29 protein-coding genes and 2 pseudogenes are annotated in these 26,246 nt (G+C 67.5%); 18 read left to right on the top strand and 13 right to left on the bottom strand.

Features of this window, described 5'->3' with window-relative positions; genetic code table 11:
- Positions 1–116: 116 nt before the first annotated feature.
- The 3 genes from BLR05_RS26155 to BLR05_RS22725 form a co-directional block, all read right to left on the bottom strand.
- Positions 117–359: a hypothetical protein gene (locus BLR05_RS26155; RefSeq protein ID WP_143015985.1), complete on the bottom strand. Its 243-nt coding sequence runs from the start codon at positions 357–359 to the stop codon at positions 117–119.
- Positions 360–584: 225 nt separating this feature from the next.
- On the bottom strand, positions 585–974 hold the full coding sequence (locus BLR05_RS22730) for a gamma-glutamylcyclotransferase family protein (protein WP_225979211.1): 390 nt from the start codon (positions 972–974) through the stop codon (positions 585–587).
- Positions 971–1,669 carry a M24 family metallopeptidase gene (locus BLR05_RS22725; protein ID WP_225979213.1) on the bottom strand — a complete coding sequence of 233 codons (699 nt, stop codon included), beginning with the start codon at positions 1,667–1,669 and terminating at the stop codon, positions 971–973. Before BLR05_RS22725 ends, BLR05_RS22730 begins: the two co-directional genes overlap by 4 nt.
- Positions 1,670–2,099: 430 nt before the next feature.
- On the opposite strand from BLR05_RS22725, the gene BLR05_RS22720 reads away from it, so the two are divergent.
- Both BLR05_RS22720 and tsaA read left to right on the top strand, forming a co-directional pair.
- Positions 2,100–2,447, top strand: coding sequence for a winged helix-turn-helix domain-containing protein (locus tag BLR05_RS22720; RefSeq protein ID WP_092839305.1), 348 nt, complete (start codon positions 2,100–2,102; stop codon positions 2,445–2,447).
- Positions 2,444–2,941: a tRNA (N6-threonylcarbamoyladenosine(37)-N6)-methyltransferase TrmO gene (gene tsaA / locus BLR05_RS22715; protein WP_092839302.1), complete on the top strand. Its 498-nt coding sequence runs from the start codon at positions 2,444–2,446 to the stop codon at positions 2,939–2,941. The genes BLR05_RS22720 and tsaA overlap by 4 nt, the downstream gene beginning before the upstream one ends.
- Positions 2,942–2,954: 13 nt before the next feature.
- On the opposite strand, the gene BLR05_RS22710 is transcribed toward tsaA, so the two are convergent.
- Together BLR05_RS22710 and BLR05_RS22705 are read right to left on the bottom strand one after the other, a co-directional pair.
- Positions 2,955–3,167, bottom strand: coding sequence for a TOBE domain-containing protein (locus BLR05_RS22710; protein ID WP_092839299.1), 213 nt, complete (start codon positions 3,165–3,167; stop codon positions 2,955–2,957).
- An 84-nt stretch (positions 3,168–3,251) separates the two neighbouring features.
- Positions 3,252–3,758 carry a GAF domain-containing protein gene (locus BLR05_RS22705; RefSeq protein ID WP_092839296.1) on the bottom strand — a complete coding sequence of 169 codons (507 nt, stop codon included), beginning with the start codon at positions 3,756–3,758 and terminating at the stop codon, positions 3,252–3,254.
- A 110-nt stretch (positions 3,759–3,868) separates the two neighbouring features.
- Here BLR05_RS22705 and BLR05_RS22700 point away from each other — a divergent pair.
- The 4 genes and pseudogenes from BLR05_RS22700 to BLR05_RS22685 form a co-directional block, all read left to right on the top strand.
- Positions 3,869–4,018 (top strand): annotated as a pseudogene (locus BLR05_RS22700) (transposase); the annotation flags it as partial.
- Positions 4,019–4,123: 105 nt separating this feature from the next.
- On the top strand, positions 4,124–4,888 hold the full coding sequence (modA, locus tag BLR05_RS22695) for a molybdate ABC transporter substrate-binding protein (RefSeq protein ID WP_092839293.1): 765 nt from the start codon (positions 4,124–4,126) through the stop codon (positions 4,886–4,888).
- 16 nt (positions 4,889–4,904) lie between these two features.
- Positions 4,905–5,558 (top strand): molybdate ABC transporter permease subunit, encoded by a 654-nt coding sequence (gene modB / locus BLR05_RS22690; protein WP_225979220.1) that lies wholly within the window; start codon positions 4,905–4,907, stop codon positions 5,556–5,558.
- A 1-nt stretch (position 5,559) separates the two neighbouring features.
- A complete protein-coding gene (locus BLR05_RS22685) occupies positions 5,560–6,255 on the top strand; it encodes a sulfate/molybdate ABC transporter ATP-binding protein (protein ID WP_167361328.1) in 696 nt (231 codons plus the stop codon).
- 122 nt (positions 6,256–6,377) lie between these two features.
- Here BLR05_RS22685 and BLR05_RS22680 read toward each other — a convergent pair.
- Positions 6,378–6,830, bottom strand: a pseudogene (locus tag BLR05_RS22680) (recombinase family protein); the annotation flags it as partial.
- A gap of 36 nt (positions 6,831–6,866) precedes the next feature.
- Between BLR05_RS22680 and rimO the strand changes: the two are divergent.
- Positions 6,867–8,261: a 30S ribosomal protein S12 methylthiotransferase RimO gene (rimO, locus tag BLR05_RS22675; protein WP_092839287.1), complete on the top strand. Its 1,395-nt coding sequence runs from the start codon at positions 6,867–6,869 to the stop codon at positions 8,259–8,261.
- Between the two features lie 24 nt (positions 8,262–8,285).
- Here rimO and BLR05_RS27330 read toward each other — a convergent pair whose 3' ends face one another.
- Both BLR05_RS27330 and BLR05_RS27325 read right to left on the bottom strand, forming a co-directional pair.
- Complete coding sequence (locus BLR05_RS27330; protein ID WP_225979222.1) at positions 8,286–8,522, bottom strand: hypothetical protein; 237 nt, start codon at positions 8,520–8,522, stop codon at positions 8,286–8,288.
- Positions 8,522–8,803 carry a hypothetical protein gene (locus BLR05_RS27325; protein WP_230681213.1) on the bottom strand — a complete coding sequence of 94 codons (282 nt, stop codon included), beginning with the start codon at positions 8,801–8,803 and terminating at the stop codon, positions 8,522–8,524. The genes BLR05_RS27330 and BLR05_RS27325 overlap by 1 nt, the downstream gene beginning before the upstream one ends.
- A gap of 276 nt (positions 8,804–9,079) precedes the next feature.
- Here BLR05_RS27325 and BLR05_RS22665 point away from each other — a divergent pair, with 276 nt between their 5' ends.
- Positions 9,080–10,402, top strand: coding sequence for an Nramp family divalent metal transporter (locus BLR05_RS22665; RefSeq protein ID WP_092839284.1), 1,323 nt, complete (start codon positions 9,080–9,082; stop codon positions 10,400–10,402).
- 109 nt (positions 10,403–10,511) lie between these two features.
- Positions 10,512–11,825: an MFS transporter gene (locus BLR05_RS22660; RefSeq protein ID WP_092839281.1), complete on the top strand. Its 1,314-nt coding sequence runs from the start codon at positions 10,512–10,514 to the stop codon at positions 11,823–11,825.
- A 7-nt stretch (positions 11,826–11,832) separates the two neighbouring features.
- Here BLR05_RS22660 and BLR05_RS22655 read toward each other — a convergent pair whose 3' ends face one another.
- Positions 11,833–12,369 (bottom strand): hypothetical protein, encoded by a 537-nt coding sequence (locus BLR05_RS22655; RefSeq protein ID WP_092839320.1) that lies wholly within the window; start codon positions 12,367–12,369, stop codon positions 11,833–11,835.
- A 145-nt stretch (positions 12,370–12,514) separates the two neighbouring features.
- Here BLR05_RS22655 and BLR05_RS22650 point away from each other — a divergent pair, with 145 nt between their 5' ends.
- Positions 12,515–13,078, top strand: coding sequence for a hypothetical protein (locus BLR05_RS22650; RefSeq protein WP_092839278.1), 564 nt, complete (start codon positions 12,515–12,517; stop codon positions 13,076–13,078).
- On the opposite strand, the gene BLR05_RS22645 is transcribed toward BLR05_RS22650, so the two are convergent.
- The gene (locus BLR05_RS22645; RefSeq protein ID WP_225979344.1) at positions 12,999–13,997 is read right to left on the bottom strand and encodes a DMT family transporter; all 999 of its coding nucleotides are present in this window, start codon (positions 13,995–13,997) and stop codon (positions 12,999–13,001) included. The genes BLR05_RS22650 and BLR05_RS22645 overlap by 80 nt on opposite strands.
- 153 nt (positions 13,998–14,150) lie before the next feature.
- Here BLR05_RS22645 and BLR05_RS22640 point away from each other — a divergent pair, with 153 nt between their 5' ends.
- Positions 14,151–14,714, top strand: coding sequence for a helix-turn-helix domain-containing protein (locus BLR05_RS22640; protein ID WP_092839275.1), 564 nt, complete (start codon positions 14,151–14,153; stop codon positions 14,712–14,714).
- A gap of 113 nt (positions 14,715–14,827) precedes the next feature.
- On the opposite strand, the gene efp is transcribed toward BLR05_RS22640, so the two are convergent.
- The 3 genes from efp to BLR05_RS22625 form a co-directional block, all read right to left on the bottom strand.
- Positions 14,828–15,382, bottom strand: coding sequence for an elongation factor P (efp, locus tag BLR05_RS22635; protein WP_013594116.1), 555 nt, complete (start codon positions 15,380–15,382; stop codon positions 14,828–14,830).
- A 169-nt stretch (positions 15,383–15,551) separates the two neighbouring features.
- Positions 15,552–16,652 (bottom strand): elongation factor P maturation arginine rhamnosyltransferase EarP, encoded by a 1,101-nt coding sequence (gene earP / locus BLR05_RS22630; RefSeq protein WP_092839272.1) that lies wholly within the window; start codon positions 16,650–16,652, stop codon positions 15,552–15,554.
- The gene (locus BLR05_RS22625; protein ID WP_092839269.1) at positions 16,649–17,554 is read right to left on the bottom strand and encodes a LysR family transcriptional regulator; all 906 of its coding nucleotides are present in this window, start codon (positions 17,552–17,554) and stop codon (positions 16,649–16,651) included. Before BLR05_RS22625 ends, earP begins: the two co-directional genes overlap by 4 nt.
- A 105-nt stretch (positions 17,555–17,659) precedes the next feature.
- On the opposite strand from BLR05_RS22625, the gene BLR05_RS22620 reads away from it, so the two are divergent.
- From BLR05_RS22620 to BLR05_RS22590, 7 genes are all read left to right on the top strand, one after another.
- Positions 17,660–18,883: a CaiB/BaiF CoA transferase family protein gene (locus BLR05_RS22620; RefSeq protein ID WP_092839317.1), complete on the top strand. Its 1,224-nt coding sequence runs from the start codon at positions 17,660–17,662 to the stop codon at positions 18,881–18,883.
- Entirely contained in the window at positions 18,880–19,866 is a 987-nt protein-coding gene (locus BLR05_RS22615) for a hydroxymethylglutaryl-CoA lyase (protein ID WP_092839266.1), read from the top strand. The genes BLR05_RS22620 and BLR05_RS22615 overlap by 4 nt, the downstream gene beginning before the upstream one ends.
- Before the next feature lie 84 nt (positions 19,867–19,950).
- Positions 19,951–20,952 carry a Bug family tripartite tricarboxylate transporter substrate binding protein gene (locus tag BLR05_RS22610; RefSeq protein ID WP_092839263.1) on the top strand — a complete coding sequence of 334 codons (1,002 nt, stop codon included), beginning with the start codon at positions 19,951–19,953 and terminating at the stop codon, positions 20,950–20,952.
- A 76-nt stretch (positions 20,953–21,028) separates the two neighbouring features.
- Positions 21,029–22,024: a Bug family tripartite tricarboxylate transporter substrate binding protein gene (locus tag BLR05_RS22605; protein WP_092839314.1), complete on the top strand. Its 996-nt coding sequence runs from the start codon at positions 21,029–21,031 to the stop codon at positions 22,022–22,024.
- Between the two features lie 208 nt (positions 22,025–22,232).
- Complete coding sequence (locus BLR05_RS22600) at positions 22,233–23,198, top strand: MurR/RpiR family transcriptional regulator (protein ID WP_092839260.1); 966 nt, start codon at positions 22,233–22,235, stop codon at positions 23,196–23,198.
- Positions 23,199–23,291: 93 nt separating this feature from the next.
- Positions 23,292–24,278, top strand: a complete 987-nt coding sequence (locus tag BLR05_RS22595) for an isoaspartyl peptidase/L-asparaginase family protein (protein WP_092839257.1) — start codon at positions 23,292–23,294, stop codon at positions 24,276–24,278.
- Between the two features lie 53 nt (positions 24,279–24,331).
- Complete coding sequence (locus BLR05_RS22590; protein ID WP_092839254.1) at positions 24,332–26,227, top strand: dipeptide ABC transporter ATP-binding protein; 1,896 nt, start codon at positions 24,332–24,334, stop codon at positions 26,225–26,227.
- The last annotated feature ends 19 nt before the right edge of the window (positions 26,228–26,246 follow it).

Below are 26,246 nucleotides of genomic sequence, written 5' to 3'. Positions count from 1 at the left end.
CGTCGTTCTCACCGCCTGCGGCGGGGCAGACGCAACTGCTGGCGAACTACCAGAGCCAGCTGGAGACGACCCTGGCGGCCAACTGGAAGTGAGTCGCGGCACGGTGCGCCCTGCGTTCAGGGGCCGGGCGCATCGCGCTCACCGGTATCAGGACCGGCGGCCTGACCGTGGGTATCGCAGTCTTTGCTGGTCTTCAACCGCAGGAACGGGTTGTTCGGCGGAGGCTCGGACGGGGCCGATACCGTGCCTGCAAGGTCGATGCTGGCAGCAAGCGCGTTGTCGCCACTGCCTCCGCAGCCGGCCAGAGCCAAAATCAACAGTCCGCTGATGCCGTGGACGGCCGATGTCATCCGTTTCATGGGTTTCAGCTTTCGCTATGTTCTGCTGGATGCACCGGTCTGGAAGTGCACCTGATAGTCGGGTTTGTCAGCCGTGCGACGGCTGCACGAAACACGACCTATGCCCATCGATCGATATATTCGCGATCCAAGTGTCTGAGCAACTGAAAGAGCCCGTGTCGGACCATTTCAGTGCAGTGGTCTGAACTCGTTGCCACCGAAAACCGGTTCACGGGCCAGCAGTGTTCAAGTCTGAGTCCTGGCATCGGCGTAGACCCAGGCCTTCATGCCAGAGGCCAACGTGACCCGGATACGCCGGTAGTCCGAGACTTCGTAGGCATCGGCCTGCGCCAGTTCGCTTCGCGAAATCTCAAAAACCGTGCCCTCTACGAAAGCTACGGTCCGATCATCTGTGCGCACCAGGATGGGGTGGTGGGTCTTTCCACTGGCAGCGACCACGGCAGCGTCGCGGATTTCCAATTGCTCCAGCCGGAAGCCCGGCAACCGATCTGCATGGCCGACCAGGCGCCGTCCAAAGGTTGAGAGCTGCACAGCCTCCAACTGCAGCGTTCCGTAGGAGAACAGGCGCTCAGCTTCTTCAGGGGAATTCATTTCCAGAACGCTCGGCGATGTCATTGCACCTCTTCCTCCAGAAGCAAGTCCTCGTAGAACGCGCCAAACGGGCGTGATGGATGGGCAATCTGGATCTCCAGGATCCAGAGTCCGGTGGCAGGGCATAGACCGAAGTCCCCCAGGTTGCCTGCCTTGTAAATGGCATGCGGGAAATCGCAGACCCGGTGGCCCTTGATGTCTTGATTCAAACGCCAGCCCATGGCCTCTGCGCGCTCTGCTGCGTAGGCATACAGGGCTTGGCCGCTCGTCTTGTGGTGCCGCCAGTGTCCGGCAACCTCGTGCCATAGCGCACGAGCAGCCTGTGCACAGGCATGCATTTCAGGATCATCGCCCACGACGAAGGTATCACCCGCGTCGCCCTCATGGGCCTGCCATACAGGGCCGATGTCCACGAAGAAGATGTCTCGATCGCCGAGAACGCGCGTGGGGTCCGTGCGTTCCCTGAATGTGGCGAGTGTTGCTTCTCCAAAGCGGATGATGATGGGATGCCAGATACGGTCCATGCCCATTTGCTGGAGCACCCCTTTGGCGTGTTCCTGAGCTTGCTGCTCGGTCATGCCGGGGCGTATGCCCTCGGCCATCCGGGCGACGGCCTGCCAGGACTGATCTCGTGCGTACTGCATGCTGGCCAGGGAGAATTTTGTGCCCGTGGCTTGCCGCCGGTCCGGAACATCAATCGTGTCGGTTGTCATTGTCATGGAGTGGGCGATCCTGAAGGTGGGCCTCGGTTTAAAAACTGGGTGTGCTGCACGGGTCTGTATTTCGCGGATGCCGGCGAGACCGCAGATCTATCGGACCGGGGGCCAGGCCGATGAATCTCGCCAGATCTGCGCTCCAACACCGGAGCGACCAGAGGCTGCGCTGGACTGGATGAAGCACTGCTCGAGTTTCTCTGTGGCGAAGCAAAAGTCCCACGCCCACGCCTGTTCTTCGAGTTGCATCGAGGGAGTCCAGGTGGGAATGGGCAATCGCTGTATTCTATTGAACATATCGGGTTCTGCGGGTCTCCCTGCTGGGGTTGCGCGTCCCGTGTTCATGGTTTGACGATGGAACTCCCCGCTGCCGCTGCCCCTGAACGGGTTCGGCCATGGGGTACGCTCCAGTGCCTCTTTCTGACCCGCCCTCGCTATGAAGTCCAAAGTCCAGTTTCGGGTGCGCATCTACCGGGATGACAGCATCGCCATCGGTCCCGGCAAGGTGCAACTGCTGGAGGCGATTGCCCAGACCGGTAGCATCTCGGCCGCAGCCCGCCAACTCGACATGTCTTATCGCAGGGCCTGGTTGCTGGTGTCCGAGATGAACAACGCGCTCATCGAGCCCGCCGTCAGTACAGCCAAGGGCGGCTCCCACGGCGGTGGCGCAAATCTATCGCCTACTGGCATCCTTCTGATCAAGCACTATCGCGCGATGGAGGCCGCTTCCCGGGCCGCCGCGTCGGCTGAAATCGCGGCTTTGAACCGGCTGCTGGCGCCATGACCACGCCCGACCACGCCCCGATCATTTGCCGTGCGATAGGCATCGCCCGCAGCACATTCATGGAAACGGCCGGCATGCCTGTCCAGACGGCGGGTTCGCCGGACGAGCCTGGGCATGTGGAAGTGTTCGAAGAGTTTCGCCCAGGCCTGCGCGATATCGAGGGATTCGAGTACCTGATATTGTTGACGCACCTGCACCGTGCACAGGAGCGCCTGGAGATCGTGCCTTTTCTGGACGACGAAAGTCACGGGGTGTTCGCCACGCGAGCGCCGGCCCGGCCCAATCGCATCGGCCTGTCCATCGTGCGGCTGGTGGCCGTGGAGACGGGCGGCGTGCTGCGTTTTACCGGCAACGACATGGTGGATGGCACGCCGGTGATAGACATCAAGCCCTACGTACCTCGCTTCGATGTGCGTGATACCGAGCGCATCGGCTGGTTTGCCAAGCAGATCGGCCGGTTACCCGCCATACGCTCGGACGGGCGCATGGGTTGAGCCCCGCAGCGGATCAGTCGTCGGTGCCGATCATCACGCTCGATGCCTTGATCACTCCGTACGCGTTGGAGCCTTCCTTGAGCTTGAGCGATTCGGCGGAGTTGCTGGTGATGGTGGAGACGATTTGCACACCAGGTGCGATTTCCAGCGTGACTTCCGTCGTCACCGGCCCACGGACGATGGAAACGATGGTGCCGGAAAGGCAGTTGCGTGCGCTGATCTTCATGATGGTCCTTTCAAAGCCTCGAATTCTGGCAGACGCGCTGGCACTACCAGGCTGATGGCTAGAGCGGATATCAAGAACCAGTCATCAAGGCCAGTCGGTGGCCCGCACCAACAGTGCCAGCGCTCCATCCAGGCCGCGCGCGTCTTCTGCGTCGAAGCGGGCGAGGGACGGGCTGTCGAGGTCAAATACTGCGCGCAGGCGACCATTCACCATCACCGGCAGTACCAGCTCCGACCGTGATGCCGAATCGCATGCGATGTGGCCGGGGAACGCGTGCACGTCTCGAACCAGCTGTACTTGTTGCGTGCGGGCACAGGCACCGCATACCCCGCGACTGAAAGGAATGCGAACGCAGGCCAGCTTGCCCTGGAAAGGGCCAAGCACCAATTCTTCCCCATGGGCCAAGTAGAAGCCGGCCCAGTTCAAATCAGGGACAGTGCCGTAGATCAGCGCGGAGAACTGCGACAGGTTGGCGAGCCAGTCCCGTTCACCATCGAAGACGGAACGCACCTGCGCGAGCAGCGTGGCGTAAGCGTCCTGCTTGGCTTGCGGGCTTGACATGTCAAGATGAAGTGCCGAGTCAAAACTCATGGTGCAGACGGGGTATCGGGATGCCGGTAATTGTGCATTGGTATCCGATGTGGCTGAAGCCGCCTCACAGTCACCCACCTAAGATAAGAGGTAGGCATATGACTGTGTTTATGACCAACACGAAGAACGAGAGTGCAACGGAAGTGGTCGGCCCCGAGCGGCGCCGACGCTGGTCGCTGCAGGACAAGCTGCAGATGGTGCGCGAGAGCTACGAGCGGGGTAACTCGGTGTCCATGGTGGCCCGACGCCATGCGGTGTCCGCCGGTATCGCGCTCCTGAACTGCTGACACCCTTCAACCAAGTACAAGCGACGGTTGCTATGATTCCGCTATTACCTTCTGTAATAGCGACCTCAAGGACGGGAAATGAACACCTCTACACGTTGGTTTGGAAAAGCAGTACTGCTCACCGCACTGTCCATGGGATCAGTGGCATTGCACGCCCAGGAGGTAGTGGTCTCCGCGGCGGCCAGTCTGACCAATGCGTTTCAGTCTATCGGCCAGGCGTTCGAGAAGTCGAAGCCGGGCACCAAGGTAACGTTCAACTTCGCAGCGTCCGGTCCGCTCCTGGCCCAGATCCAGCAGGGCGCACCCGTTGATGTGTTCGCATCCGCCGATCAAGAGACCATGGACCGGGCAGCCAAGGCTAACCTGCTGGCTGAAGGCACCCGTGCAGATTTCGCTCGCAACACACTGGTGCTGATTGTCCCGGCCACCGCAGCCAATGTGCCTCAGAAGCTGGCGGATCTTGGAGGCGATAACTACAAGCGCGTTTCGACCGGAAGCCCCAGCACCGTTCCCGTCGGCCGCTACACCATGGCATCCGTACAGGAGGCCGGGTTGACGGCGGCGCTTGAGCCGAAGTGGATCTACGGTGAGAGCGTGCGCCAGGTGCTGAACTACGTCGCTCGTGCAGAAGTCGACGCTGGCTTCGTTTACCGTACCGATGCCTTGATCGAGAAGGACAAAACACGCATCGCGCTGACCGTTCCTACGGTAACCCCTGTGAGCTACCCCATTGCGCAGATTGCTGCCAGCAAGAATGCAGCCCTGGGCAAGGAATTCATCGCGTTCGTGCGCAGCGATGCTGGCCAGAAGATCCTCGACGGATTCGGTTTCTCCAAGCCTTGATCCTGGCGGTCCGTCGTTGCTCGCCCCCCTCTGGTTAACGCTCAAGATTGCCCTGCTCGCCACATTGATGGCAGGTGTGGTGGGCATTGCACTCGGCTGGTGGATGTCTCAGCGGCGCTTTGCCGGCAAGAATGCTGTGGATGCGCTGCTGATGCTGCCGATGGTGTTGCCGCCCACCGTATTGGGCTACTACCTCATCGTCGTTATTGGTCGCAATGGCGTGATCGGAAAGTATCTCTACAGCTGGCTTGGCATCAACCTGATGTTCACTTGGCAAGGTGCGGTGATTGCCGCGGCCCTGGTATCACTGCCGTTGATCTACAAGGCGGCGCGAGCAGCCTTTGAAGATGTCGATGGCCGTTTTTTGCACGCAGCCCGTACGCTGGGAGCGGGTGAGTTCGAGATCTTTCTGCGAGTGACACTTCCACTGGCTGTGAGAGGAATAACGGCAGGAATGATGCTGGCGTTCGCTCGGGCGATGGGCGAATTCGGCGCCACATTGATGATTGCCGGCAACCTGCCTGGCAAGACGCAAACGCTTTCTATAGCCATCTATGATGCCGTCCAAGCAGGCAACGACGCGCAGGCGCTCTGGCTCACCCTGGTGATCTCTGTCGTATGCGTCGTGGTCCTGGTGGTCTCGAGCCGCATGCTCCAAGCAAAGCACTAGCATGATGCCGGTATTGGATCTCCATGTGCAGACGACCCTCGAGTCGCCTGGCCGTAGTTTTGTGCTCGATGCAAAGTTCGTCTCCAACACTTCGCGCACTGCATTGATCGGCGCTTCAGGATCGGGAAAGTCCACCGTCTTGATGGCCATAGCCGGGCTTGCGCACCATGCCCGTGGACATGTAAGGGTGGCCGGAAGAACGCTTTTGGACACGATGCAGGGCGTCAACCTGCCTGCGCGCGATCGTCGAATCGGGCTGGTGTTTCAGGATTACGCGTTGTTCCCGCACATGACGGTCGAACAGAATCTTGCGTTCGGCTTGTGCCGGCATGGCAAGAGGCCGAGCGAGCCGGAGCGCGAACGTATTGCCGCACTCGTGCGGCAGTTTGACCTCGAGGCGCTACGTGGCGCGTGGCCTCGACATCTCTCAGGCGGTCAGCGGCAGCGCGTCGCCCTGGCCCGAGCGCTTGCGCCCGAGCCGAAGCTGCTCCTGCTCGACGAGCCGTTGTCGGCGCTGGACACCCAGCTGCGTACCCGTCTGCGCGGAGAATTGGCTGAGATGCTGGACCGGGTACAGGTGCCGACCCTGCTCGTGACCCACGACCCCAGCGATGTAGAAGCATTGGCGCAGTCAGTGATTCATCTGCAGAGCGGGCAGGTAAAGACGTCATCCAGCTTCGCGCCTACCCAAGAATAAGGCCGAGGAGAGCCTGAAAACGGGGAGATGAGAGGAGAGGCCGCCCAACGCCATGGCGTGCCCCGCTCCACAGCGTCAGTGGCCACATCAGAGGCAACTGACTGCGAACTCGGCGTTCTCCCACGTGTGCAAGCCTTGCCCCGCTTGCCCTTGGTATCGCTCTCTTCGTGGGCGCGGATCATCAGCAAAAGGCTATAGACGAGGTCCATGGGATTCGCCTTCAGTCGCTCCCTGCTGCAGACCTTGCCGTCGCTGGCGGTGACTACCGTGATCCCGGCATTTACAATCTGGGCCAGTTGCGCCTGTGCCTGGATCGGCTCGGCGCGCGAAAGCCGGTCGAGTCCTTCGACGACCAGCACCGATCCCGCCTCGATCCGCCCGGCCTGTACCCCCGCCAGAAACGCTCCAAGCGCCCCTGACGTCACGTGCCGCTGGTGATAGGCTGACAGCCCTTCATCCAGCATCGTGAGCTTGTTGTCCAGCTGCAGACCGTGCTCCGCCGCCCACTTCGCCGCTTAGGCCTCCTGGCGCTCGCGGCTGTGGCCGGCCGCCTGGCTCGGGTCGGAAAAGCGCATGTAGCTATAGACAAGACTATTTACAGTTCACCCCACATGACAGAAACGACTGCACAGGCGGCCCGCCAGCCGCGTATAGGTATGGTAAGCCTTGGGTGTCCGAAGGCCCTCACGGACTCCGAACTGATCCTCACGCAATTGAGCGCCGAGGGTTACCAGACTTCCAAGACCTTCGAGGGCGCCGACCTCGTTATCGTCAACACCTGCGGCTTCATCGACGATGCCGTCAAGGAAAGCCTCGACACCATCGGCGAGGCCCTGGCGGAGAACGGCAAGGTGATCGTCACCGGCTGCCTGGGCGCGCGCGCGGGCGAGGGCGGCCGCAACCTGGTGCGCGAGATGCACCCGAGCGTGCTGGCCGTCACCGGACCGCATGCCACGCAGGAGGTGATGGACGCCGTCCACCAGAACCTGCCCAAGCCGCACGACCCGTTCATCGACCTCGTGCCCGGCGGCTTCGGCCTGGCGGGCGTGAAGCTCACGCCCAGGCACTATGCGTACCTGAAGATCAGCGAGGGCTGCAACCACCGCTGCACCTTCTGCATCATCCCCTCGATGCGCGGCGACCTGGTCTCGCGCCCCGTGGGCGACGTGCTGAAGGAGGCCCAGGCGCTGTTCGAGGGCGGCGTGAAGGAGCTGCTGGTGATCAGCCAGGACACCTCCGCCTACGGCGTGGACGTGAAGTACCGCACCGGCTTCTGGGACGGCAAGCCCGTGAAGACGCGCATGCTGGAGCTGGTGCAGGCGCTGGGCGAGATCGCCGAACCCTACGGCGCCTGGGTGCGCCTGCACTATGTGTACCCGTACCCCAGCGTGGACGAGGTGATCCCGTTCATGGCCACGGGCAGGATCCTGCCCTACCTGGACGTGCCGTTCCAGCACAGCCACCCGGACGTGCTCCGGCGCATGAAGCGGCCCGCCAGCGGCGAGCGCAACCTGGAGCGCATCCAGCGCTGGCGCGAGGCCTGTCCGGAGCTGGTGATCCGCAGCACCTTCATCGCCGGCTTCCCCGGCGAGACCGAAGAGGAGTTCCAGCATTTGCTGGATTTCCTGCGCGAGGCGCAGATCGACCGGGCCGGCTGCTTCGCCTACAGCGACGTGGACGGCGCCGTCGCGAACGAACTGCCCGGCATGCTGCCGATGGAAGTGCGAGAGGAGCGCCGCTCGCGCTTCATGGCCGTGGCCGAGGAGGTCTCCATCGCCCGCCTGCAGCGCCGCGTGGGCGCGACCATGCAGGTGCTGGTGGACCACGCCCCGGCGCTGGGCCGCAAGGGCGGCAGGGGCCGCAGCTATGCCGATGCGCCGGAGATCGACGGCGTGGTGCACCTGCTGCCGCCCGAGAAGATCAGCAAGCAGCTCAAAGTGGGCGAATTCACGCGCGCGCAGATCGTGGGCGTGCAGGGCCACGATCTGGTCGCCCGGCCTGTATGACGGGCCGGCCCGGGGCGCAGGGCGTCAGCCGGCCGCGGTGCGGGATGGGAGCGGTGGCTGCGGGAACGCCCTGTGCCGCACGGCCATCCATTGCAGGAAGGCCTGCAGCCGCGTGGTGAATTCGCCGGGACCGGCCGTGGGTTCGAGGGATTCGGCCATGAAGAAGGCCGTCTCGCCCCGCACCGCGGGGTGGTACCGCAGGAAGAGCTGCGCATGGTCGTCCAGGGACCATGGCCATTCTCCGGAACCTGTGTCCTGCATCACCGGGGTGGCACGCAGCAGCTTGCGCGATGCAGGAGGTGCCTTTCCCGGACGGTGCCGGCGTGGCCGAGGCATGCCAGATAGCCCGCCAGCACGGTCCCGAAGTCGCCGTTCATCCCCAGCGCGATGCCGCGCGAAGGGCGGAAGGGCCCGAAGCGGCGCGACAGGTCGTTGCCCCACAGGCCCCGGCAGTGGTGCCGCAAGCAGAAACCCCAGCGGTTTGCCTGGCCGGGGTCGAGCGCTTCCGCGCGGCTGCCGATATCCACATCGATTTTCACCACCTCGGGGTGGCGTGTCTCCAGTGCGCGGCAGACGTCCGCGAGGAGGGGGGCGAACGCAGGCTGCAGGGGCGCGTCCGCCGACGCGAGATGGAACCCTGTGCATCGACTCCCGGAAGGGTGAAGGGGCGGGCCATGGAAGCTCCGGAAGAAGTGGGGGAAGACATGCCGTCCCGTCTGCGATCGTGCATGCCGGGCAGGTGGCAAGGGGTCCGGGCCTATCCGCACGATAGCCGACCCGTGGCCCCCGCGGGCCCTCCGCTTGCATAAGATCAGGGCATGTTCTTCCCGCTGCCGCGCACCGCCACCGCACCGTTCTGTCCTTCGGAGGTGAAGGGCTCCGTCCGAATTGATCCGGGGCTGCCGTTCCACCGGAAGCTGCTGCGCTATGCAGGCCCCGGGTTGCTGGTGTCGGTGGGCTACATGGACCCGGGCAACTGGGCGACGGACATCGAGGCGGGGTCGCGGTTCGGCTACGGGCTGCTGTTCATCGTGCTGCTGGCCAGCCTGGCGGCGATGCTGCTGCAGGCGCTGTGCGTGCGGCTGGGGCTGGTGGCGCAGAAGGACCTGGCGCAGCTGTGCCGGGAGCGCTACCGGCCCGCTGCCAACCGTTTCCTGTGGGCAGGGGCCGAACTGGCCATCATCGCCTGCGACCTGGCCGAGGTGCTGGGCGGGGCGCTGGCCCTGCACCTGCTCTTCGGAGTGTCGATTCCCGTGGGCATCGGCATCACCGCGTTCGATACGGTGCTGGTGCTGGGCCTGCAGGGCGCGGGCTTCCGGCGGGTGGAGGCGATCGTCCTGGGGCTGGTGGGCACCATTGCCGCCTGCTTCGCGGTGGAGCTGGCATTCGCGCAGCCGCTCTGGTCCGAGGTGGCCATCGGTTTCGCGCCCAGCCTGGAGCGGCTGCAGCAGCCGGGCGCGCTGTATCTGGCCATCGGCATCGTGGGCGCCACGGTGATGCCGCACAACCTGTACCTGCATTCCTCGGTGGTGCAGACCCGGCTGGTGGAGGACAGCGACGCCGGCCGGCGCGAGGCGATCCGCTTCTGCACGCTGGACGCGGTGCTGTCCCTGTCGCTCGCGCTGCTGGTGAACGCGGCCATCATGGTGCTGGCCGCCAGCGCCTTCCATGGCAGCGGCCACCGGGACGTGGCCGACATCGGGGACGCCTACCGGCTGATCGAGCCGCTGGTGGGCAGCGCGCTCGCCGCCACGCTGTTCGGCATCGCGCTGCTGGCTTCCGGGCAGAGTTCCACCTTCACGGGCACGATCGCCGGGCAGATCGTGATGGAAGGGTTCCTCCAACTCAAGATCCCCTGCTGGCAGCGCCGCCTCATCACGCGCGTGCTGGCCCTGGTGCCGGCCCTGGTGGGCGTGTGGTGGCTGGGCGACGAGGGCGTGGGCAAGATGCTGGTGCTGAGCCAGGTGGTGCTGAGCTTCCAGCTGCCGTTCGCCATGTGGCCATTGATCCGGTTCACGGGCGACCGCTCGGTGATGGGGGCTTTCGCCAGCGGCCGGACGGTGCGCGTGCTCGCCTGGGGCCTGTTCGGCGTGATCTCGGTGGCCAACGTATGGCTGATGGGTTCCGTGCTGGCGGGGTGAGCGGCGTACGCATTTCCACGTAATGCTTTCGCGTACGGTTGGGCTCTAATTTCAGGGTGTCCACTTCCGGTCGCGCCGCCTCCGTCGATGGCGCTGCCTCCTGCCTCCCATGACTCCCTCTCACCATTCCTCCATGGCTTCCGGCAGCGAAGCCGCTCCTTCCGCGCCCGCTTCGTCGAAGCTGGCCACCGTCCTGCGGGTGACGGGCGGCAACTTCATGGAGATGTTCGATTTCTTCCTGTTCGGCTTCTACGCCACGCAGATATCCAAGGCCTTCTTCCCCGCCGGCAACGAGTTCGCGTCGCTGATGCTGACGTTCATGACCTTCGGCGCCGGCTTCCTGATGCGTCCGCTGGGCGCGGTTTTCCTGGGCGCCTATGTGGACCGGGTGGGCCGCCGGAAGGGACTGATCGTAACGCTGGCGCTGATGGCGCTGGGCACGCTGCTGATCGCCTGCGTGCCGGGCTACGCCACCATCGGGCTGGCGGCGCCGCTGCTGGTGCTGATCGGGCGCCTGCTGCAGGGCTTCTCGGCCGGCGTGGAGCTGGGCGGCGTGTCCGTGTACCTGTCGGAGATGGCGACGCCGGGCCGCAAGGGCTTCTACGTGAGCTGGCAGTCGGCCAGCCAGCAGGTGGCGATCATCGTCGCGGCAGCGCTGGGCTACTGGCTCAACGTAACCTTCGTGCCGCAGGAGATCGCCGACTTCTACTGGCGCGTGCCGTTCTTCGTGGGCTGCCTGATCGTGCCGGTGCTGTTCATCATCCGCCGCTCGCTGCAGGAGACCGAGGAATTCAAGGCGCGCAAGCACCGCCCCTCCACGCGCGAGATCTTCCGCTCGATCATGTCCAACTGGGGCCTGGTGATCGCGGGGATGATGATGGTGTCGATGACGACCGTGTCGTTCTACCTCATCACCGTGTACACGCCCACCTTCGGCAAGAACGTGCTGCACCTGAGCACCACGGATGCGCTGATCGTGACGCTGTGCGTGGCGCTGTCCAACTTCTTCTGGCTGCCGGTGATGGGTGCGCTGTCCGACCGCGTGGGCCGCAAGCCGCTGCTGGTGGCCTTCACCGTGCTGACCATTTTCACCGCCTATCCGGCACTGAAGTGGCTGGTGGCTGCCCCGGACTTCGCCCGCATGCTGGAGGTGGAGCTGTGGCTGTCCTTCCTCTACGCGAGCTACAACGGCGCGATGGTCGTCGCGCTGACCGAGGTGATGCCGGTGGACGTGCGCACGGTGGGCTTCTCGCTGGCCTACAGCCTGGCGACTGCGGTGTTCGGGGGCTTTACACCGGCCGTCGCCACGGGCCTGATCGAATGGTCGGGCGACAAGGCCGCGCCGGGCTGGTGGATGACGGCCGCCGCAGTCTGCGGCCTGCTGGCCACGCTGCGGCTGTACCGCCGGGCGGCCGGCCGATAGCCCGGCCTCAGTTGGTCGGATAGGCCGTGAGGAGGATCCACTGGCCGCCGACTACCTCGAAATCGAGCTGGACGTTCGAGTACTGCGAGGCCGTCTTGGCGGTGCATTGGCCCTGGCCGTCCGCGGCGGTGCAGTTGAAGCCCCCGATCCGGTCCTTCTTGAGCACGCTGTAGACGGTCACCTTCTGGTGCGCGCTTTTTCCGGAACAATTGACCGCATTGCCGGTGTATTTCTTCGGGTCGAGATAGTTGTTCCAGAAACCCTTGTATTCCTCCACGCTGGAAAACAGGGTCTTGGTGGCCTGGCTGCTGCCTTGTGGCGGCGTGGCGCCGAAGATGTGCTGGTTGAGGTGTCCGCCCGCGGCATTGTTGTTGGCCGAGACCCCGCTTTGCTGCACGGATGCGATCGCGCGGCACGGCTCGGCCTGCGCGCCCTGGGTGTACAGGCCTGCGGCAAGAAGCAGCGCGGCGAGCAGGGGCGTGGCGGTGGGCCCGCGGGTGGGGCGGGGAAAGCGCGTGGCCGGGGTCGGGTCGGTGGTGGTCATGGTGTGTTCTCCCTGGAGAAAAAGCTCCGTGGCCATTTTTGGCAGTGCCCGGCGCCCTGCACTGAAGGGCGGCTGAATCGTTCTGAAAAGCGCTGAACGGCCGGCGCGGCCTCGCCAGGGAGATTTCCGGTCCAATAATGGGCGCATGAGCCTGATCGACCACTACCTGCCGCGCCATCAGTTCGCAGAGGAGCACAGCCGGCATATCCCGGCCTCGCCGGCCCGCGTGCTCGATGTGCTCGGCCGTCCCGAAGTGCTGGACGACCCGATCGCCCGCGGATTGATCGCGTTGCGCGAGACGCCCGACCGCCTCGCCGGCCGGCTGGGATTCACCTCCCGCCTGAAACACCGTCCCGCGTTCAGCGTCGCCAACTTCACGCCCCTCGGGCGGGACGGCGACCGTGAACTCGCGTTCGGCCTGGCAGGCCGCTTCTGGCAATCGGACTATGGACTGATCGAGATGCGCGACGCCGCGGCCTTCGATGCCCTGGATGCGGCGGGCATCGCCAAGCTGGTGATGAACTTCACGGCGGCCCCGGAGGGCGCCGGGACGCGGCTGACGACGCGCACCCGCGTCTGGTGCGGCGATGACGCCGCACTGCGGCGCTTTCGCCTGTACTGGCTGCTGATCAGGCCGGCGAGCGGCCTGATCCGCCGGCGCCTGCTGCAGCGCGCGCATGACGCGGCGCTGCAGTCTCTTCCTTCCTGACGGCGTTGTCGGCCCCGCTGCAGCCTCCGGGCCACGCTCGGCGGCGCAGGGAGCCGATCCGCCAGCCGAAGTGGGTCCCCGCCACGGCCCACAGGATCGCTACCGCGCCGCCGATCTGCACCCGCCCGAGCCAGTGCCCGAACGCCCAGGCATCGACCAGGATGGCCACGATGGGATAGATGAACGACAGCACGCCGACTGTGGACGTCGGCAGCTTCTGGATGGCGCTATAGAGCAGTGTGGACATGAGGCCCGTGTGGACGCCTCCGATAGCTGCCAGCAGGGCCCAGACTGCCGGTGCCGATGCGCCCGTGGGCAGGGCGGCGAACGGCAGCAGAAGCACGCTGCCCACGATGAGCTGGATCAGCACGATCAGGCGGGCCGGCACATCGTGCAGTTTTTTGGTGACGGCGGCTGCCAGCGCGTAGAAAAATGCGGCTGCCAGCGCGAGCCCGAACCCGGACAGGTAGGCGGACGGCGGCACGCCGGATGTCGTTGCGCCGATGACGATGAGCACCAGCCCGACGAATGCCAGGCCCAGCCACCCCCCTTGTGAAGGTGTCATCCTTTCGCCGAAGAACAGCGCGCCGAGAGCTGCCAGCATGAAAGGCTGGGTGTGGTAGGTGACGGTAGCAATGGCGATGGACGCATGCGAATAGGCTGCGAAGAGCAGAGCCCAGCTGGCGGCGAGCGCCACGCCACCGAGCGCTGCCATGCCTGCCTGCCCCAGGCCGATGCCACGAAGGCTTGTCCGATGTTTGCCGATGACGATCCATGCAAGTGCCAGAGCCCCGAATGCGCAGCGCCAGAACACCACCGAAGCCGCCGGCATTCCGGTCAGCAGTACGCACCAGCCTACGGTGCCGGCGATAACCATCGCCGTGGTCATCTGCAGCATGCCGGCGGTTATCGGGTTCATGAGCGGACTCCGTAGGGGACGCACCGGGATCGGCGCCAAAGGGGGAAGGGGGATTCGTTCTCTTGTTCGTCAAAAAGAACAATCGAGCGGTATGATGGGCTTTCATTGGTCGTTCGTCAAATCGAACGATTGTTTGATTTGTTGAATGAAAACATGGCCCCCGTACCCCTGTCATCGCCGATCGACCTGCTGGCCTCCGCCGTCCGGCGTGAACGGGAGCGATTGGGCCTTTCCGTGTCGGAATTGGCCAAGCGCGCCCGGATCGCCAAATCCACCCTGTCGCAGCTGGAGGCCGGCAGCGGCAACCCCAGCCTGGAAACACTCTGGGCGCTGGCGACGGCCCTCGGGGTGCAGGTGACGCGGCTGATCGCCGAACCCTCCGCCCACGTGCATGTCGTCCGGGCGAACGAAGGCGTGGCGCTGGCGTCCGAGCAGGCGAACTACGCCGCAACGCTCCTGGCAGTGTGTCCCGCCGGCATGCAGCGCGATCTTTACCGCCTGGTGGTGCAGCCTGGAGAACCCCGGGCGTCGGACAGCCATCTGCCCGGTACGGTCGAGCATATCGTGCTGTGCAGCGGCCGCGCCCGTGTCGGGCCGGCCGACCGGCCGGTGGAACTGGCCCCGGGGGACTACGCCCGTTATGCGGCGGACGCGAGGCATGTGTTCGAGGCGCTCGAGCCGCACACCACGGCAGTCCTGCTGATCGAGCATCCCTGAGCCCCCTCACGCGCCTGCCCTGGCCGTGCAATGAAAAAGGCACCGGCCATGTGAATGGCGGGTGCCTTTTCCAGGGTGAACGGGATGGGCGCGCCGTGTGGCGCGCAACCTGCTCAGACGCGCTTGCGGTACTCGCCCGTGCGGGTGTCGATTTCGATCTTGTCGCCCTGGTTCACGAACAGGGGCACCGGCACTTCGAAGCCGGTGGCGATCTTGGCGGGCTTGAGCACCTTGCCGGACGTGTCGCCCTTGACAGCGGGCTCGGTCCAGGTGATTTCGCGCTCGACGCTGGTGGGCAGTTCGACCGAGATGGCCTTGCCGTCGTAGAACACCACTTCGACGGACATGCCGTCTTCCAGGTAGTTCAGCGCGTCGCCCATGTTCTCGGCTTCGACTTCGTACTGGTTGTACTCGGAGTCCATGCACACGTACATCGGGTCGGCGAAGTAGGAGTAGGTGCACTCCTTCTTGTCCAGGATCACGTTGTCGATCTTGTCGTCGGCCTTGAACACCACTTCGGTGCCCATGTTGTTCAGCAGGGCCTTGAGCTTCATGCGCACGGTGGCGGCGCCGCGGCCGCCGCGTGCGTATTCGGTCTTGAGGACGATCATCGGGTCCTTGCCGTGCATGATCACGTTGCCGGCGCGGATTTCTTGAGCGATTTTCATAGCAGGTCTGCCTGGGTTGGGGCCGCTCAACGCACCGGAGCGCCCCCCGAAGGCCGGCGGCGAGCGCGGCGGTGCGGCAGGGCGCCGGGCAGGTTCCGCGGCGGGGGGATGCGCCGGCCGGCATGCGGAAATACGCATGCCGCCCCTTTTGGGCGCAAAACCCTGGATTTTAGCTTTTTTCCTGGACGAACCCGAGCAGTTGCGTCACGAGGTCGTCCTGCGCGAACAGGCGGCCGCGCGCCGCCTGCACGCATTCGCGCCACTCGGCGAGGCGGGAGGCCGTCGGAGCGGGCAGGCCGGCCGGATCCGCGATGCCGTTCCAGGCGTGGTGGAAGTGCCGCAGGGCGGCCGGTGCCAGCAGCCAGTCGAGGAAGGCGTCGAGCTTGGCATGGTGCGCGCCGTCGTCCTGCGGGTAGATGTGCCAGACGAAGGGCTGGCCGGCCCAGAGCGCGCGCACCAGCGAGTCTTCGCCGCGCACGGCGTTCAGGTCGCAGGCCCACAGCATCTCGTCGAATGCGGGCTGCGGGCAGTGCGGCAGATAGGTGATGTCCGGCTGGCCGGGGGGCGGGGCCTTCGCGGCCGGGCCGCCCGCCAGCGCGGCGCGCACGGCGGCGGTGGCGCGCCCCGGGGTGGCCAGCAGGTGGGCGCGCGGCGCTTCGCCGAGGTGGCGCAGCAGCGCGGGCAGCCCGGCCGGCTCATAGCAGAACAGCGAGACGGCCAGCGCGTCCGCGGCCACGCCATGGCGGGCGCGCCAGGCGGTGCGGTCGAAGGTTGCCTGGCGCGCGGCCAGGTCCGGCTCGTGCAGCAGGCCGCCCGTGCGCTGCGTGAAGCCCGGGTAGAAGAACCAGCGGGTGCGCCCGGCGCCGGGGCCGGAGAAGAGCGGCGAGGGCAGGCGGTGGCTGCGCTCGACGCAGGCCTCGGCCGAAAGGTACTCCAGGTTGATCCACACGGGGCGCCGTGCGGCCTGCGGTCCGCCGGCGGCGGGCAGGCGGGCGAGGAATGCCCCGGGCACGTCGCAGCCGAAGGCCTCAACGAGCACGTCGCCCGGCCCGGCGGACACTGTTTCGGCGGCAGGCCAGGGCAGCACCTGCACGCCCGGTGCGCCCTCCGGTGCCATCCAGGCGAGGGCGGTGGCGTCGTCCGTCCACAGCCGCACGCGGTGGCCGAGCGCGCCGAGCTGGGCCGCGAGCCGCCAGCAGACGCCGATGTCGCCGAAGTTGTCGATGACGCGGCAGAAGAGGTCCCAGGCAAGGGGCGCGGCGGCGGTCATGGCGCGGCCTCCGCGGTCGGATCCGCGCGCAGGTGGTCCGCGAGCAGGCGTGCCGCGCTGGAGAGCGCGTCGCCCGCCCGTACGCACAGCGACAGCTGGCGCCGTGCCCAGGGCTCGGCCAGCGCCACGGTGCGCAGCGGCAGGGTGCCCAGGTAGAGCCGGGCACTGCCGCGCGGCAGCACGCCCACGCCCAGGCCGGCGGACACCATCAGGCAGAGGGCGTCGTAGCTGGTCACCTGGATGCGCAGCCGCAGGGGCTGGCCGGCTTCCGCGGCCGCGCGCGTGAGCAGGTTGTTGATGGCGCTGCCCGGGTGCACGCCGACGAAGTCGCAATGCAGCGCCTCGGCCAGGCGCACGCTACGGCGCCGCGCCAGGGCATGTCCCCGCGGCGCCACCAGCACCAGCTCGTCCTCCCGGTAGGGCAGCAGCGCCACGCGGTCGCCGTAGTTGCCGTGGTTGAGGATGCCGATGTCGGCCGCGTTTTCCGCCACGGAGCGGGCGATGGCGCTGCTGATCTGCTCCTCCAGGCGCACCTGCACCTGGGGATGGGCGGCCATGAAGCGCTGCAGGTCTCCGGGCAGGAACTGGGTGATGGCCGAGATGTTGGCCACCACGCGCACCTGGCCCCGCACCCCGGCGCGGAAGTCGCCCATCTGCGCGGCGATGCCGTCCAGGTCGTTGAGCACGCCGCGCGCCATGTGCAGCAGCGCATAGGCGGCGGCCGTGGGCTCGCTGCCGCGGTTGCTGCGCGCGAACAGGTCCACGCCCAGGGCATCCTCCAGCTCCGCGAGACGGCGGCTGGCGGCCGAGGCGGCGATGTGCTGGCGCGCGGCGGCGCGGGCGATGGCGTTTTCCTCCATCACTGCCACGAACAGGCGCAGGGACACGGGATCGAGTTTCATGGGCGATAGTCTGCCATGCCGTTTTGCGATGGCACCTTCTCGATTGGGCGTTTTGCGGGCCGTGCCGGCCTGGGCATGATCCGCGCCATGCAGGAAACGACACGCATGGAAGCAACGCAGGCACCGGCGCAGGACGCCACCCCCTCGGCCCTGGCGGGCGTGCGGGTGATCGAGATGGGACAACTGATCGCCGGGCCGTTCTGCGGCAAGACCCTGGGCGAATTCGGCGCCGAGGTGGTGAAGATCGAGGCCACCGGCACGGGCGATCCGCTGCGCAACTGGCGCATGCTCAAGGAGGGAACGTCGGTCTGGTGGCAGGTGCAGTCGCGCAACAAGCGCTCGGTGGCACTGGACCTGCGCCTGCCCGAGGGTCAGGACATCGCGCGCCGGCTGATCGCCGAGGCCGACGTGCTGATCGAGAATTTCCGCCCCGGCACGCTGGAGGGCTGGGGCATGTCGCCCGAGGAGCTGCACGCGCTCAACCCCGGGCTGGTCATCCTGCGCATCTCGGGCTACGGTCAGACGGGGCCCTACCGCGACCTGCCGGGCTTCGGCGTGATCGGCGAGGCCATGGGCGGCCTGCGGCACCTGACGGGCGAGCCGGGCCGCGTGCCGGTCCGCGTGGGGGTGTCGATCGGCGACACGCTGGCGGCGCTGCATGGCGCCATCGGCGTGCTCACCGCGCTCTACCACCGCAAGGTGAACGGCGGACAGGGGCAGGTGATCGACGTGGCGCTGCACGAGGCGGTGTTCAACGTGATGGAAAGCCTGATTCCGGAATACAGCGCCTTCGGCGCGGTGCGCGACGCCGCCGGCAGCGCACTGCCGGGCATCGCGCCTTCCAACGCCTACCCCTGCACGGACGGCTGGGTGCTGGTGGCGGGCAACGGCGACAGCATCTTCCGGCGGCTGATGGAGTCCATCGGCCGGCCGGACCTCGCCGCGGCGCCCGACCTCGCGAGCAATGCCGGCCGCGTGGCGCGCGTGCAGGAGATCGACGCCGCGATCGGCGCCTGGACGGCCCGCCGCACCGTGGCCGAGGTGATGGAAACGCTCGCTGCCGCGCGCGTGCCGGCCGGCAAGGTCTATACGGCGCGGGATATCGCGGAAGACCCGCACTACCGGGCGCGCGGCATGCTGCTGCCGCAGGCGACGCGCGACGGCTACACGGTGGAGGTGCCGGGCATCGTGCCCAAGCTCTCGGCCACGCCGGGCACCATCCGCTCCAGCGCCCCGCACCTGGGCGACGACACCGACGCGGTACTGCGCGAGGCGGGCCTGAGCGACGCCCAGATCGCGCTGCTGCGCGAGAAGGGGGTGGTGCAATGAACGGCAACGCGACCGAACCCGTGTGGCACGGCGCCGGGCGCCGCATCCACATGCAGGAGGTGGGCACGCGCGACGGCCTGCAGATGGAGCAGGCCTTCGTGCCCACCGAAGACAAGATCGCACTGGTGGACGCCCTGTCGGATGCGGGCCTGGCGAAAATCGAGGTGACGGCCTTCGTGTCGCCCGCGGCGATTCCCGCGCTGCGCGACGCCGAGATCGTGATGCGCGAGATCGTGCGCCGCCCCGGCGTGGCCTATGCCGCGCTGGTGCCGAACGTGCGCGGCGCGGAGCGCGCGATCGAGGCGCGCACCGACGAACTGAACCTGGTGATGTCCGCCAGCGAGACGCACAACCTGGCCAACCTGCGCATGACGCGCGCGCAGTCCTTCGCGTCGCTCGCGCAGGTGGTGGCGACGGCGCAGGGCGCGGGCGTGGCGGTGAACGTGTCGCTCTCGTGCGTGTTCGGCTGCCCGATGGAGGGCGACGTGGCCGAGGCGGAAGTGTTCGGGTGGGTGCAGCGCTTCGCGGACCTGGGCGTGGGCGGCGTCACGCTGTGCGACACCACCGGCATGGCGTACCCCGCGCAGGTGGCGGCGCTGGTGGCCGCCGCGCGTGCCCGCTGGCCTGGCATGGTGTTCACCCTGCACTTCCACAACACGCGCGGCATGGGACTGGCCAACGTCCTTGCGGCGATCGATGCGGGCGCGGACCGGTTCGACGCCTCGCTGGGCGGGCTGGGCGGCTGCCCGTACGCGCCGGGTGCCTCGGGCAATGTCTGCAGCGAAGAGGTCGTGCATGCGCTGGAACTGATGGGCTATGACACGGGCGTGGACCTGCCCGCGCTGCTCGCGGCGGCGCGGCGGCTGCCTGCGCTCATCGGGCACGACATTCCCGGCCAGCTCGCCAAGGCCGGCCGGCGCCTGGACCTGCACCCGGTGCCGGCGGATTTCGGTGCCATCCGGGAGCGGGCGATGGCGCGATAAGGCCGGCCGGGACAACTGCCGCGGCGGCGCGAACGCCGGGCAGAGCAGACCAGAACAACACGACGACGACAGGAGACAAAACCCATGCCCACGCTCCCTTTCCTCTCCGGCCATCTGCCGCGCCGCTGCGCGCTGCAGGCCCTCGCTGCAACCCTCTGCGCTCCCGCTCCATTCGCCCGGGCGCAGGACGGCTACCCCTCCAAACCCGTCACGCTGATCGTGCCCCAGGCCGCCGGCGGCGCCAACGACGCGATCGCCCGGGTGGTGGCGCAGCGCCTGTCCGAGCAGATGGGCCAGAGCGTGGTGGTGGACAACCGCCCCGGCGCGGGCGGCACGCTCGCCACCGCGGCCACGGCGCGCGCGAAGCACGACGGCTACACCCTTCTGCTCACGGCCGACAGCGCTCATGTCATCGGCCCGGCGCTCTACCGCAATCCCGGCTTCGATCCGGTGAAGGATTTCGAGCCCGTCGCGCCCGTGGCCACGGCGGGCTACGTGCTGGTCGCGCACCCGTCGTTCCCCGCGAACGATATCGCGGGCCTCATCGCGCTCGCCAGGGCGAAGCCCGGGGAATATGCGATCGCCTCGGCGGGCAACGGCACGCTCAACCACCTGATCGGCGAGATGCTGCAGAAGGCTGCGGGCATCCGGCTGCAGCATGTGCCCTACAAGGGATCGGCCGCCGCCGCGACGGACGTGGCTGGCGGGCAGGTGCCGCTGTCGGTGCAGAGCCTGCCTTCCTGCATCGCGTTCATCAAGGCCGGCAAGCTCAAGGTGCTGGGCGTGGTCAACAGCCGCCCCGTGGCTGCGCTGCCCGGCGTGCCGACCATCGGCCAGACGCTGCCGGGTTTCGGCCAGTCGCCCTGGTACGCGCTGTTCGCGCCGGCAGGTACACCGGCGCCCATCGTCGCGCGCCTGCAGGCCGAGGTGGCCCGCGCGCTGGACCAGAAGGACGTGGTGGACAAGCTGGCCGGCGTGGGCTGCGAGCCGTTCAAGGGCACCTCCGCGCAGCTCGGCGCGCTGGTGCAGGCGGAACTGCCGCAGTGGGCCCGCGTGGTGAAGGAAACCGGCGCCACCGTGGATTGACGGCCGCGCCGCGGTGCCACGCGGCGCGGCGCGCGAAGCAGGCAACGAAACAGATAACGACCCAGGAGACAACGACATGCGACATTCCTTCCCCCGCCGGCCCGTGCTGGCCACCCTCGCGGCTGCGGCCTGCGCTGCCTGCGCAGCCCTGCCGCTGGCCGCGGCGGCGCAGGGCAACTACCCCTCCAAGCCGGTCACCCTCGTCGTGCCCACCGCGGCCGGCGGCACCACCGACCTGTCGGCGCGCATGCTCGCGCAGGCGCTGGGGCCGGTGCTGGGCCAGTCGGTGGTGGTGGACAACAAGGGCGGCGGCAACGGCAACATCGCGGCCGGCGCCGTGAAGCGCGCGGAGCCGGACGGCTATACGCTGCTCATGCAGTATTCGGGCTACCACGTCATCTCGCCGTTGCTCACGGCGCAGAAGACCTGGGACATGGGCGACTTCCAGCCCGTGGCGAACGTGCTCTCCGCGCCGCAGATCATCGTGGTGCGCGAGGGCCTGCCCGTGAAGACGCTGGGCGAGCTGATCGCCTATGCGAAGGCCAACCCCGGCAAGCTCAATTACGCCTCGTCGGGCAACGGCTCGCTGCAGCACGTGACGGGCGCGATGCTGGAGCAGCAGGGCGGCGTGAAGATGGTGCACGTGCCCTACAAGGGCACCGGCCCCGCGCTGCAGGACCTGCTGGGCGGGCAGGTGGACCTGACCTTCGGCACGGCACCGCCCTTCATGCCGCACATCCAGTCGGGCAAGCTGCGCGTGCTGGCCGTCACGGGCAGGGAGCGGCTGCCCAGCCTGCCCAACGTGCCCACCACGGCGGAGGCGGGCTATCCCAAGGTGGATGCCACGTCCTGGTTCGCGCTGTTCGCGCCGGCGGCCACGCCCCGCGCGGTGGTGGACAAGCTGGTGGCCGACGTGCGCACCGTGGTGCAGAACCCCGCGTTCCAGCAGAAGGCGCAGGAGCAGGGCGCCACGGCGGACTACCAGGGACCGCAGCAACTGGGCGCACGCGTGAAGGCCGACCTCGCCAACTGGGCGCAGGTGGTGAAGGCCGCGAATATCCAGGCGGAATAAATCCAGGCGGAATAAAAGCCGGCGCGCCTTTTTTAAGGGTTTCCCCCATTGCGGCCGCGTGCCGCATTTCAGGGCCTCCATGCACCGCATGGGGGCCTTTTTCTTGCGCCGTCGCACCATGCGGGTGCGGTAGCGAAATCGCTTTGAATGATTGATTTTTTTCTTTAATATGACGACGTTGTAAATTTTTTCTCACGGCATCCAGCCCATGTCCGACCTGTCCGAAACCGCCAGCGAAGCCATGTCGATCGCGATCCGCATCGGCCGCGCACGCCCCACGCTGACGCGTTCGCACCAGCAGATGGCGGACTACGTGCTCGCGCATCCGCTGCAGGCGGCGACGATGCCGATCGACGAACTGGCATCGGCGGTGGGGGTGTCCATCGCCACGGCCAACCGCTTCGCGCGGGCCGTGGGCCTGGATGGCTATCCGATGCTGCGCGCCGAGCTGGTCAAGGGGTTCGAGGCCATGCTGGCGCCCATCGAGAAGATGCGCATCAAGCTGGAAAAGCCCACGTCCATCCACGACGTGTTCGCGGCCGCGCTGGAGGAAAGCCAGCGCAATATCGCCGCCACGCGCGATGCGCTGGACCCAGTTGCCTGCGAGGCCGCGGTACAGGCGCTGCTGGGCGCGCGGTGCATCTACCTGGCGGGCTTCGGCGCGAGCGGCTGGCTGGCCGGTCTGCTGCAGCGCGGGCTGGATGCGTACTGCGACAACGTGCACCTGCTCTCGGGCGTGGGCGGAGCCTCGTACGGCGCTCGCCTGCTGCCGCGCATGGGGGCCGAAGACCTGTTCGTCGCGATCAGCTACCCGCGCTATCTCACCGATACCGTCGTGCTGGCACAGGGCGCCTTTGAGCGCGGCGTGCCCGTGCTGGCGCTCACCGACGGTGCGCGCTCGCCGCTCGTGCCGTTCGCGCGCGTCTGCCTGTTCGCGCAGACCGAGAACCAGTACGCGGCCAACTCCGAATCCTCGGCGCTGGCGCTGATCGAGGCGCTCACCAGCGCCGTGGCGCACCAGTCCCGCGAATCCGTGAAGACCGCGGCGCGCATGACCGAGGCAGTGCTGCCGTGGCTGCACGACAGCGCGCACAGCCGGCTTTCGCCGCGGTCCGCCGAAGCCGGAATCCGCAAGACGGAGCTCCGGTCGGCCCCCCGGGGCCCGGGGCGCTGAGGCCGCGCGCCGAGTGCCTTTTCGCTTCCTGTCCGCAGCCCGCCGTTGCCCCGTCCGCCGCCTGGCCCTTCCTCCGATCCATTGCCCGTCCGCATGACCGCTTTCCACGCATCCCCTTCGACTCCCGCCCCGGTCATCGCCATCCATGGCGGTGCAGGCACGCTCAGCCGCGCGCACATCAGCCCCGCACAGGAGCAGGCCTACCACGCCGCGCTGCAGGACGTGCTGCGCGCGGGCCAGGCCGTGCTGGCGCAGGGCGGCAGTGCGGTGGATGCGGTGTGCGAAGCCGTGCGTCTGCTGGAGGAATGCCCGCTGTTCAACGCCGGCCACGGCTCGGTGTTCACGGCCGATGCCACCCATGAGCTGGATGCCGCGGTGATGGACGGCGCGAGCCTGGCCGCCGGCGCCGTGGCGGGCGTGGCGCATGTGCGCAACCCGGTGCTGGCCGCCCGCATGGTGATGCAGCACGGCCAGCATGTGCTCATGGCCGGGGAGGGCGCCGAGCGCATGGCGCGCGACGCCGGCCTGGCGATGGTGGAGCCATCGCATTTCTCGACGGATGCGCGCCGCGCGCAGCTGGAGACCGCGCGCGCCAGCCTGCACGGCGCCGTGCTGGACCACGATGGCGCCGCGGCGCTGGCGGGCCGGGCGCTCGACGAAGACCGCAAGATGGGCACGGTGGGCGCCGTGGCGCTGGACGCGCACGGGCACCTCGCCGCCGCCACCTCCACGGGCGGCATGACCAACAAGCGCCCCGGCCGCGTGGGCGACAGCCCGCTGATCGGCGCTGGCACCTATGCCGACGACCGCACGGCGGCCGTCTCCTGCACCGGGCATGGCGAGAGCTTCATCCGCGTGGCGGCCGCGCACGACGTCTGCGCGCGCATGGCCTATGGGGGCCTCGGGCTCGCGCAGGCCGCCGATGCGGTGGTGCACGGCGCCCTGGCCGCCATCGGCGGCACCGGCGGCCTGATCGCCGTGGACCGCCTGGGCAACGTCTGCCTGCCGTTCAACACCGAGGGCATGTACCGCGGCCTGACCCGCGTGGGCGCATCGCCCGAGACCTTCATCTACCGCTGAGCGCCCGGCATCCGCCTGCACGCCGCCAACGACCGCATTTCCTCCCGGCCCCCATGAAACCCAACGCCCCGACTTCTCCCCAGACCCTCGTCCTGCCCGAGCAGCGCGTGCTGGCCGTGGACGACCTGACCATCCGCTTCGCCAACTCCGAGCGCACGGTGGACGCCGTGCGCCACCTGTCCTTCCACGTGGACCGTGGCGAGACCCTGGCCATCGTGGGCGAATCGGGCTCGGGCAAGTCGGTGACTTCGCTGGCGCTGATGCGGCTCGTGGAGCATGGCGGCGGCAAGATCATCGGCGGCTCGGTGGCGCTGCGCCGCCGCAACGGCCAGGTGCTGGACGTGGCGCGAGCCGGCAACGCCGTGATGCGCGACGTGCGCGGCGCCGACGTGGCCATGATCTTCCAGGAGCCGATGACCTCGCTCAACCCGGTGTTCACCGCGGGCGAGCAGATCGCCGAATCCATCCGCGTGCACCAGGGCAAGGACCGGGCCGCCGCGCGCGCCGAGGCGCTGCGCATGCTGGAACTGGTACGCATTCCCGAGGCGCGCAACGTGCTGGACCGCTTCCCGCACCAGCTCTCGGGCGGCATGCGCCAGCGCGTGATGATCGCCATGGCGCTGTCGTGCAAGCCGCAGCTGCTGATCGCCGACGAGCCCACCACCGCGCTGGACGTGACCATCCAGGCGCAGATCCTGCAGCTCATCCGGCAACTGCAGGACGAGATGCACATGGGCGTGATCTTCATCACCCACGACATGGGCGTGGTGGCCGAGGTGGCCGACCGCGTGCTGGTGATGTACCGCGGCGACAAGGTGGAAGAGGGCGCCGCGGACCGCATCTTCGCCGCGCCGCAGCATGCCTACACCCGCGCGCTGCTGTCGGCCGTGCCCAAGCTGGGCGCCATGCAGGGCGCGGACCTGCCCCGCCATTTCGAACTGCTCGGCGCCGATGGCACGATCCAGGCGCAGCCGGTGCTCGAATCCACGTCCGCGGACACCCGCCCGGCGGGCGCGCAGCCCATCCTGCGCGTGAAGGACCTGGTGACGCGCTTCGACCTGCGCGCCGGCCTGCTCAACCGCGTGAAGCGCCGCGTGCACGCGGTGGAGCGCGTGAGCTTCGACCTCCATCCCGGCGAGACGCTGGCCCTGGTGGGCGAGTCCGGCTGCGGCAAGTCCACGACCGGGCGCTCGCTGCTGCGCCTGGTGAACAGCCAGGGCGGTGCCATCGAATTCAGCGGCCGCAACATCCTGGATTTGCCCACGTCCGAAGTGCAGGCCCTGCGCCGCGACATCCAGTTCATCTTCCAGGACCCGTTCGCCTCGCTCGATCCGCGCCTCACGGTGGGCTTCTCGATCATGGAGCCGCTCCTCGTACACAAGATCGGTACTCGCGAGGAGGCACAGGCCCGCGTGGACTGGCTCATGGAGAAGGTGGGCCTGCCGCGCGAGCATGCGCAGCGCTACCCCCACGAGTTCTCCGGAGGCCAGCGCCAGCGCATCGCCATCGCGCGCGCCCTGGCGCTCAACCCCAAGGTGGTGGTGGCCGACGAATCCGTCTCGGCGCTGGACGTGTCCATCCAGGCGCAGATCGTCAACCTGATGCTGGACCTGCAGCGTGAGCTGGGCGTGGCCTTCCTCTTCATCTCGCACGACATGGCGGTGGTGGAGCGCATCAGCCACCGCGTGGCGGTGATGTTCCTCGGCCAGATCGTGGAGATCGGCCCGCGCCGCGCGATCTTCGAGAACCCGCAGCACGCCTACACGAAAAAACTCATGGCCGCCGTGCCCATCGCCGATCCGGCGCGCCGCCATCTCAAGCGGGCGCTGCTGGACGGCGACATTCCCAGCCCCATCCGCGCCATCGGCGACGAGCCCGCGGTGCAGCCGCTGGTGGAAGTGGGGCCGGGCCATTTCGTCGCGCGCCACGCCATCGCCAACCTGTATTGATGTTCCTTCCCCAACCGGA

Source organism: Paracidovorax cattleyae (assembly GCF_900104515.1).
Lineage (GTDB): Bacteria > Pseudomonadota > Gammaproteobacteria > Burkholderiales > Burkholderiaceae_C > Paracidovorax > Paracidovorax cattleyae.
The sequence above is the reverse complement of the archived record's forward strand: the minus strand, read 5'-3'. Positions and strand labels throughout refer to the sequence as shown.

What these genes read in the sequence shown, in the direction of transcription:
- BLR05_RS26155 (WP_143015985.1), bottom strand. Translation starts at nt 359, where the DNA reads ATGAAACGGATGACATCGGCCGTCCACGGCATCAGCGGACTGTTGATT.
- BLR05_RS22730 (WP_225979211.1), bottom strand. Translation starts at nt 974, where the DNA reads ATGACATCGCCGAGCGTTCTGGAAATGAATTCCCCTGAAGAAGCTGAG.
- BLR05_RS22725 (WP_225979213.1), bottom strand. Translation starts at nt 1,669, where the DNA reads ATGACAATGACAACCGACACGATTGATGTTCCGGACCGGCGGCAAGCC.
- BLR05_RS22720 (WP_092839305.1), top strand. Translation starts at nt 2,100, where the DNA reads ATGAAGTCCAAAGTCCAGTTTCGGGTGCGCATCTACCGGGATGACAGC.
- tsaA (WP_092839302.1), top strand. Translation starts at nt 2,444, where the DNA reads ATGACCACGCCCGACCACGCCCCGATCATTTGCCGTGCGATAGGCATC.
- BLR05_RS22710 (WP_092839299.1), bottom strand. Translation starts at nt 3,167, where the DNA reads ATGAAGATCAGCGCACGCAACTGCCTTTCCGGCACCATCGTTTCCATC.
- BLR05_RS22705 (WP_092839296.1), bottom strand. Translation starts at nt 3,758, where the DNA reads ATGAGTTTTGACTCGGCACTTCATCTTGACATGTCAAGCCCGCAAGCC.
- modA (WP_092839293.1), top strand. Translation starts at nt 4,124, where the DNA reads ATGAACACCTCTACACGTTGGTTTGGAAAAGCAGTACTGCTCACCGCA.
- BLR05_RS22685 (WP_167361328.1), top strand. Translation starts at nt 5,560, where the DNA reads ATGATGCCGGTATTGGATCTCCATGTGCAGACGACCCTCGAGTCGCCT.
- rimO (WP_092839287.1), top strand. Translation starts at nt 6,867, where the DNA reads ATGACAGAAACGACTGCACAGGCGGCCCGCCAGCCGCGTATAGGTATG.
- BLR05_RS27330 (WP_225979222.1), bottom strand. Translation starts at nt 8,522, where the DNA reads ATGCAGGACACAGGTTCCGGAGAATGGCCATGGTCCCTGGACGACCAT.
- BLR05_RS22665 (WP_092839284.1), top strand. Translation starts at nt 9,080, where the DNA reads ATGTTCTTCCCGCTGCCGCGCACCGCCACCGCACCGTTCTGTCCTTCG.
- BLR05_RS22660 (WP_092839281.1), top strand. Translation starts at nt 10,512, where the DNA reads ATGACTCCCTCTCACCATTCCTCCATGGCTTCCGGCAGCGAAGCCGCT.
- BLR05_RS22655 (WP_092839320.1), bottom strand. Translation starts at nt 12,369, where the DNA reads ATGACCACCACCGACCCGACCCCGGCCACGCGCTTTCCCCGCCCCACC.
- BLR05_RS22650 (WP_092839278.1), top strand. Translation starts at nt 12,515, where the DNA reads ATGAGCCTGATCGACCACTACCTGCCGCGCCATCAGTTCGCAGAGGAG.
- BLR05_RS22645 (WP_225979344.1), bottom strand. Translation starts at nt 13,997, where the DNA reads ATGAACCCGATAACCGCCGGCATGCTGCAGATGACCACGGCGATGGTT.
- BLR05_RS22640 (WP_092839275.1), top strand. Translation starts at nt 14,151, where the DNA reads ATGGCCCCCGTACCCCTGTCATCGCCGATCGACCTGCTGGCCTCCGCC.
- efp (WP_013594116.1), bottom strand. Translation starts at nt 15,382, where the DNA reads ATGAAAATCGCTCAAGAAATCCGCGCCGGCAACGTGATCATGCACGGC.
- earP (WP_092839272.1), bottom strand. Translation starts at nt 16,652, where the DNA reads ATGACCGCCGCCGCGCCCCTTGCCTGGGACCTCTTCTGCCGCGTCATC.
- BLR05_RS22625 (WP_092839269.1), bottom strand. Translation starts at nt 17,554, where the DNA reads ATGAAACTCGATCCCGTGTCCCTGCGCCTGTTCGTGGCAGTGATGGAG.
- BLR05_RS22620 (WP_092839317.1), top strand. Translation starts at nt 17,660, where the DNA reads ATGGAAGCAACGCAGGCACCGGCGCAGGACGCCACCCCCTCGGCCCTG.
- BLR05_RS22615 (WP_092839266.1), top strand. Translation starts at nt 18,880, where the DNA reads ATGAACGGCAACGCGACCGAACCCGTGTGGCACGGCGCCGGGCGCCGC.
- BLR05_RS22610 (WP_092839263.1), top strand. Translation starts at nt 19,951, where the DNA reads ATGCCCACGCTCCCTTTCCTCTCCGGCCATCTGCCGCGCCGCTGCGCG.
- BLR05_RS22605 (WP_092839314.1), top strand. Translation starts at nt 21,029, where the DNA reads ATGCGACATTCCTTCCCCCGCCGGCCCGTGCTGGCCACCCTCGCGGCT.
- BLR05_RS22600 (WP_092839260.1), top strand. Translation starts at nt 22,233, where the DNA reads ATGTCCGACCTGTCCGAAACCGCCAGCGAAGCCATGTCGATCGCGATC.
- BLR05_RS22595 (WP_092839257.1), top strand. Translation starts at nt 23,292, where the DNA reads ATGACCGCTTTCCACGCATCCCCTTCGACTCCCGCCCCGGTCATCGCC.
- BLR05_RS22590 (WP_092839254.1), top strand. Translation starts at nt 24,332, where the DNA reads ATGAAACCCAACGCCCCGACTTCTCCCCAGACCCTCGTCCTGCCCGAG.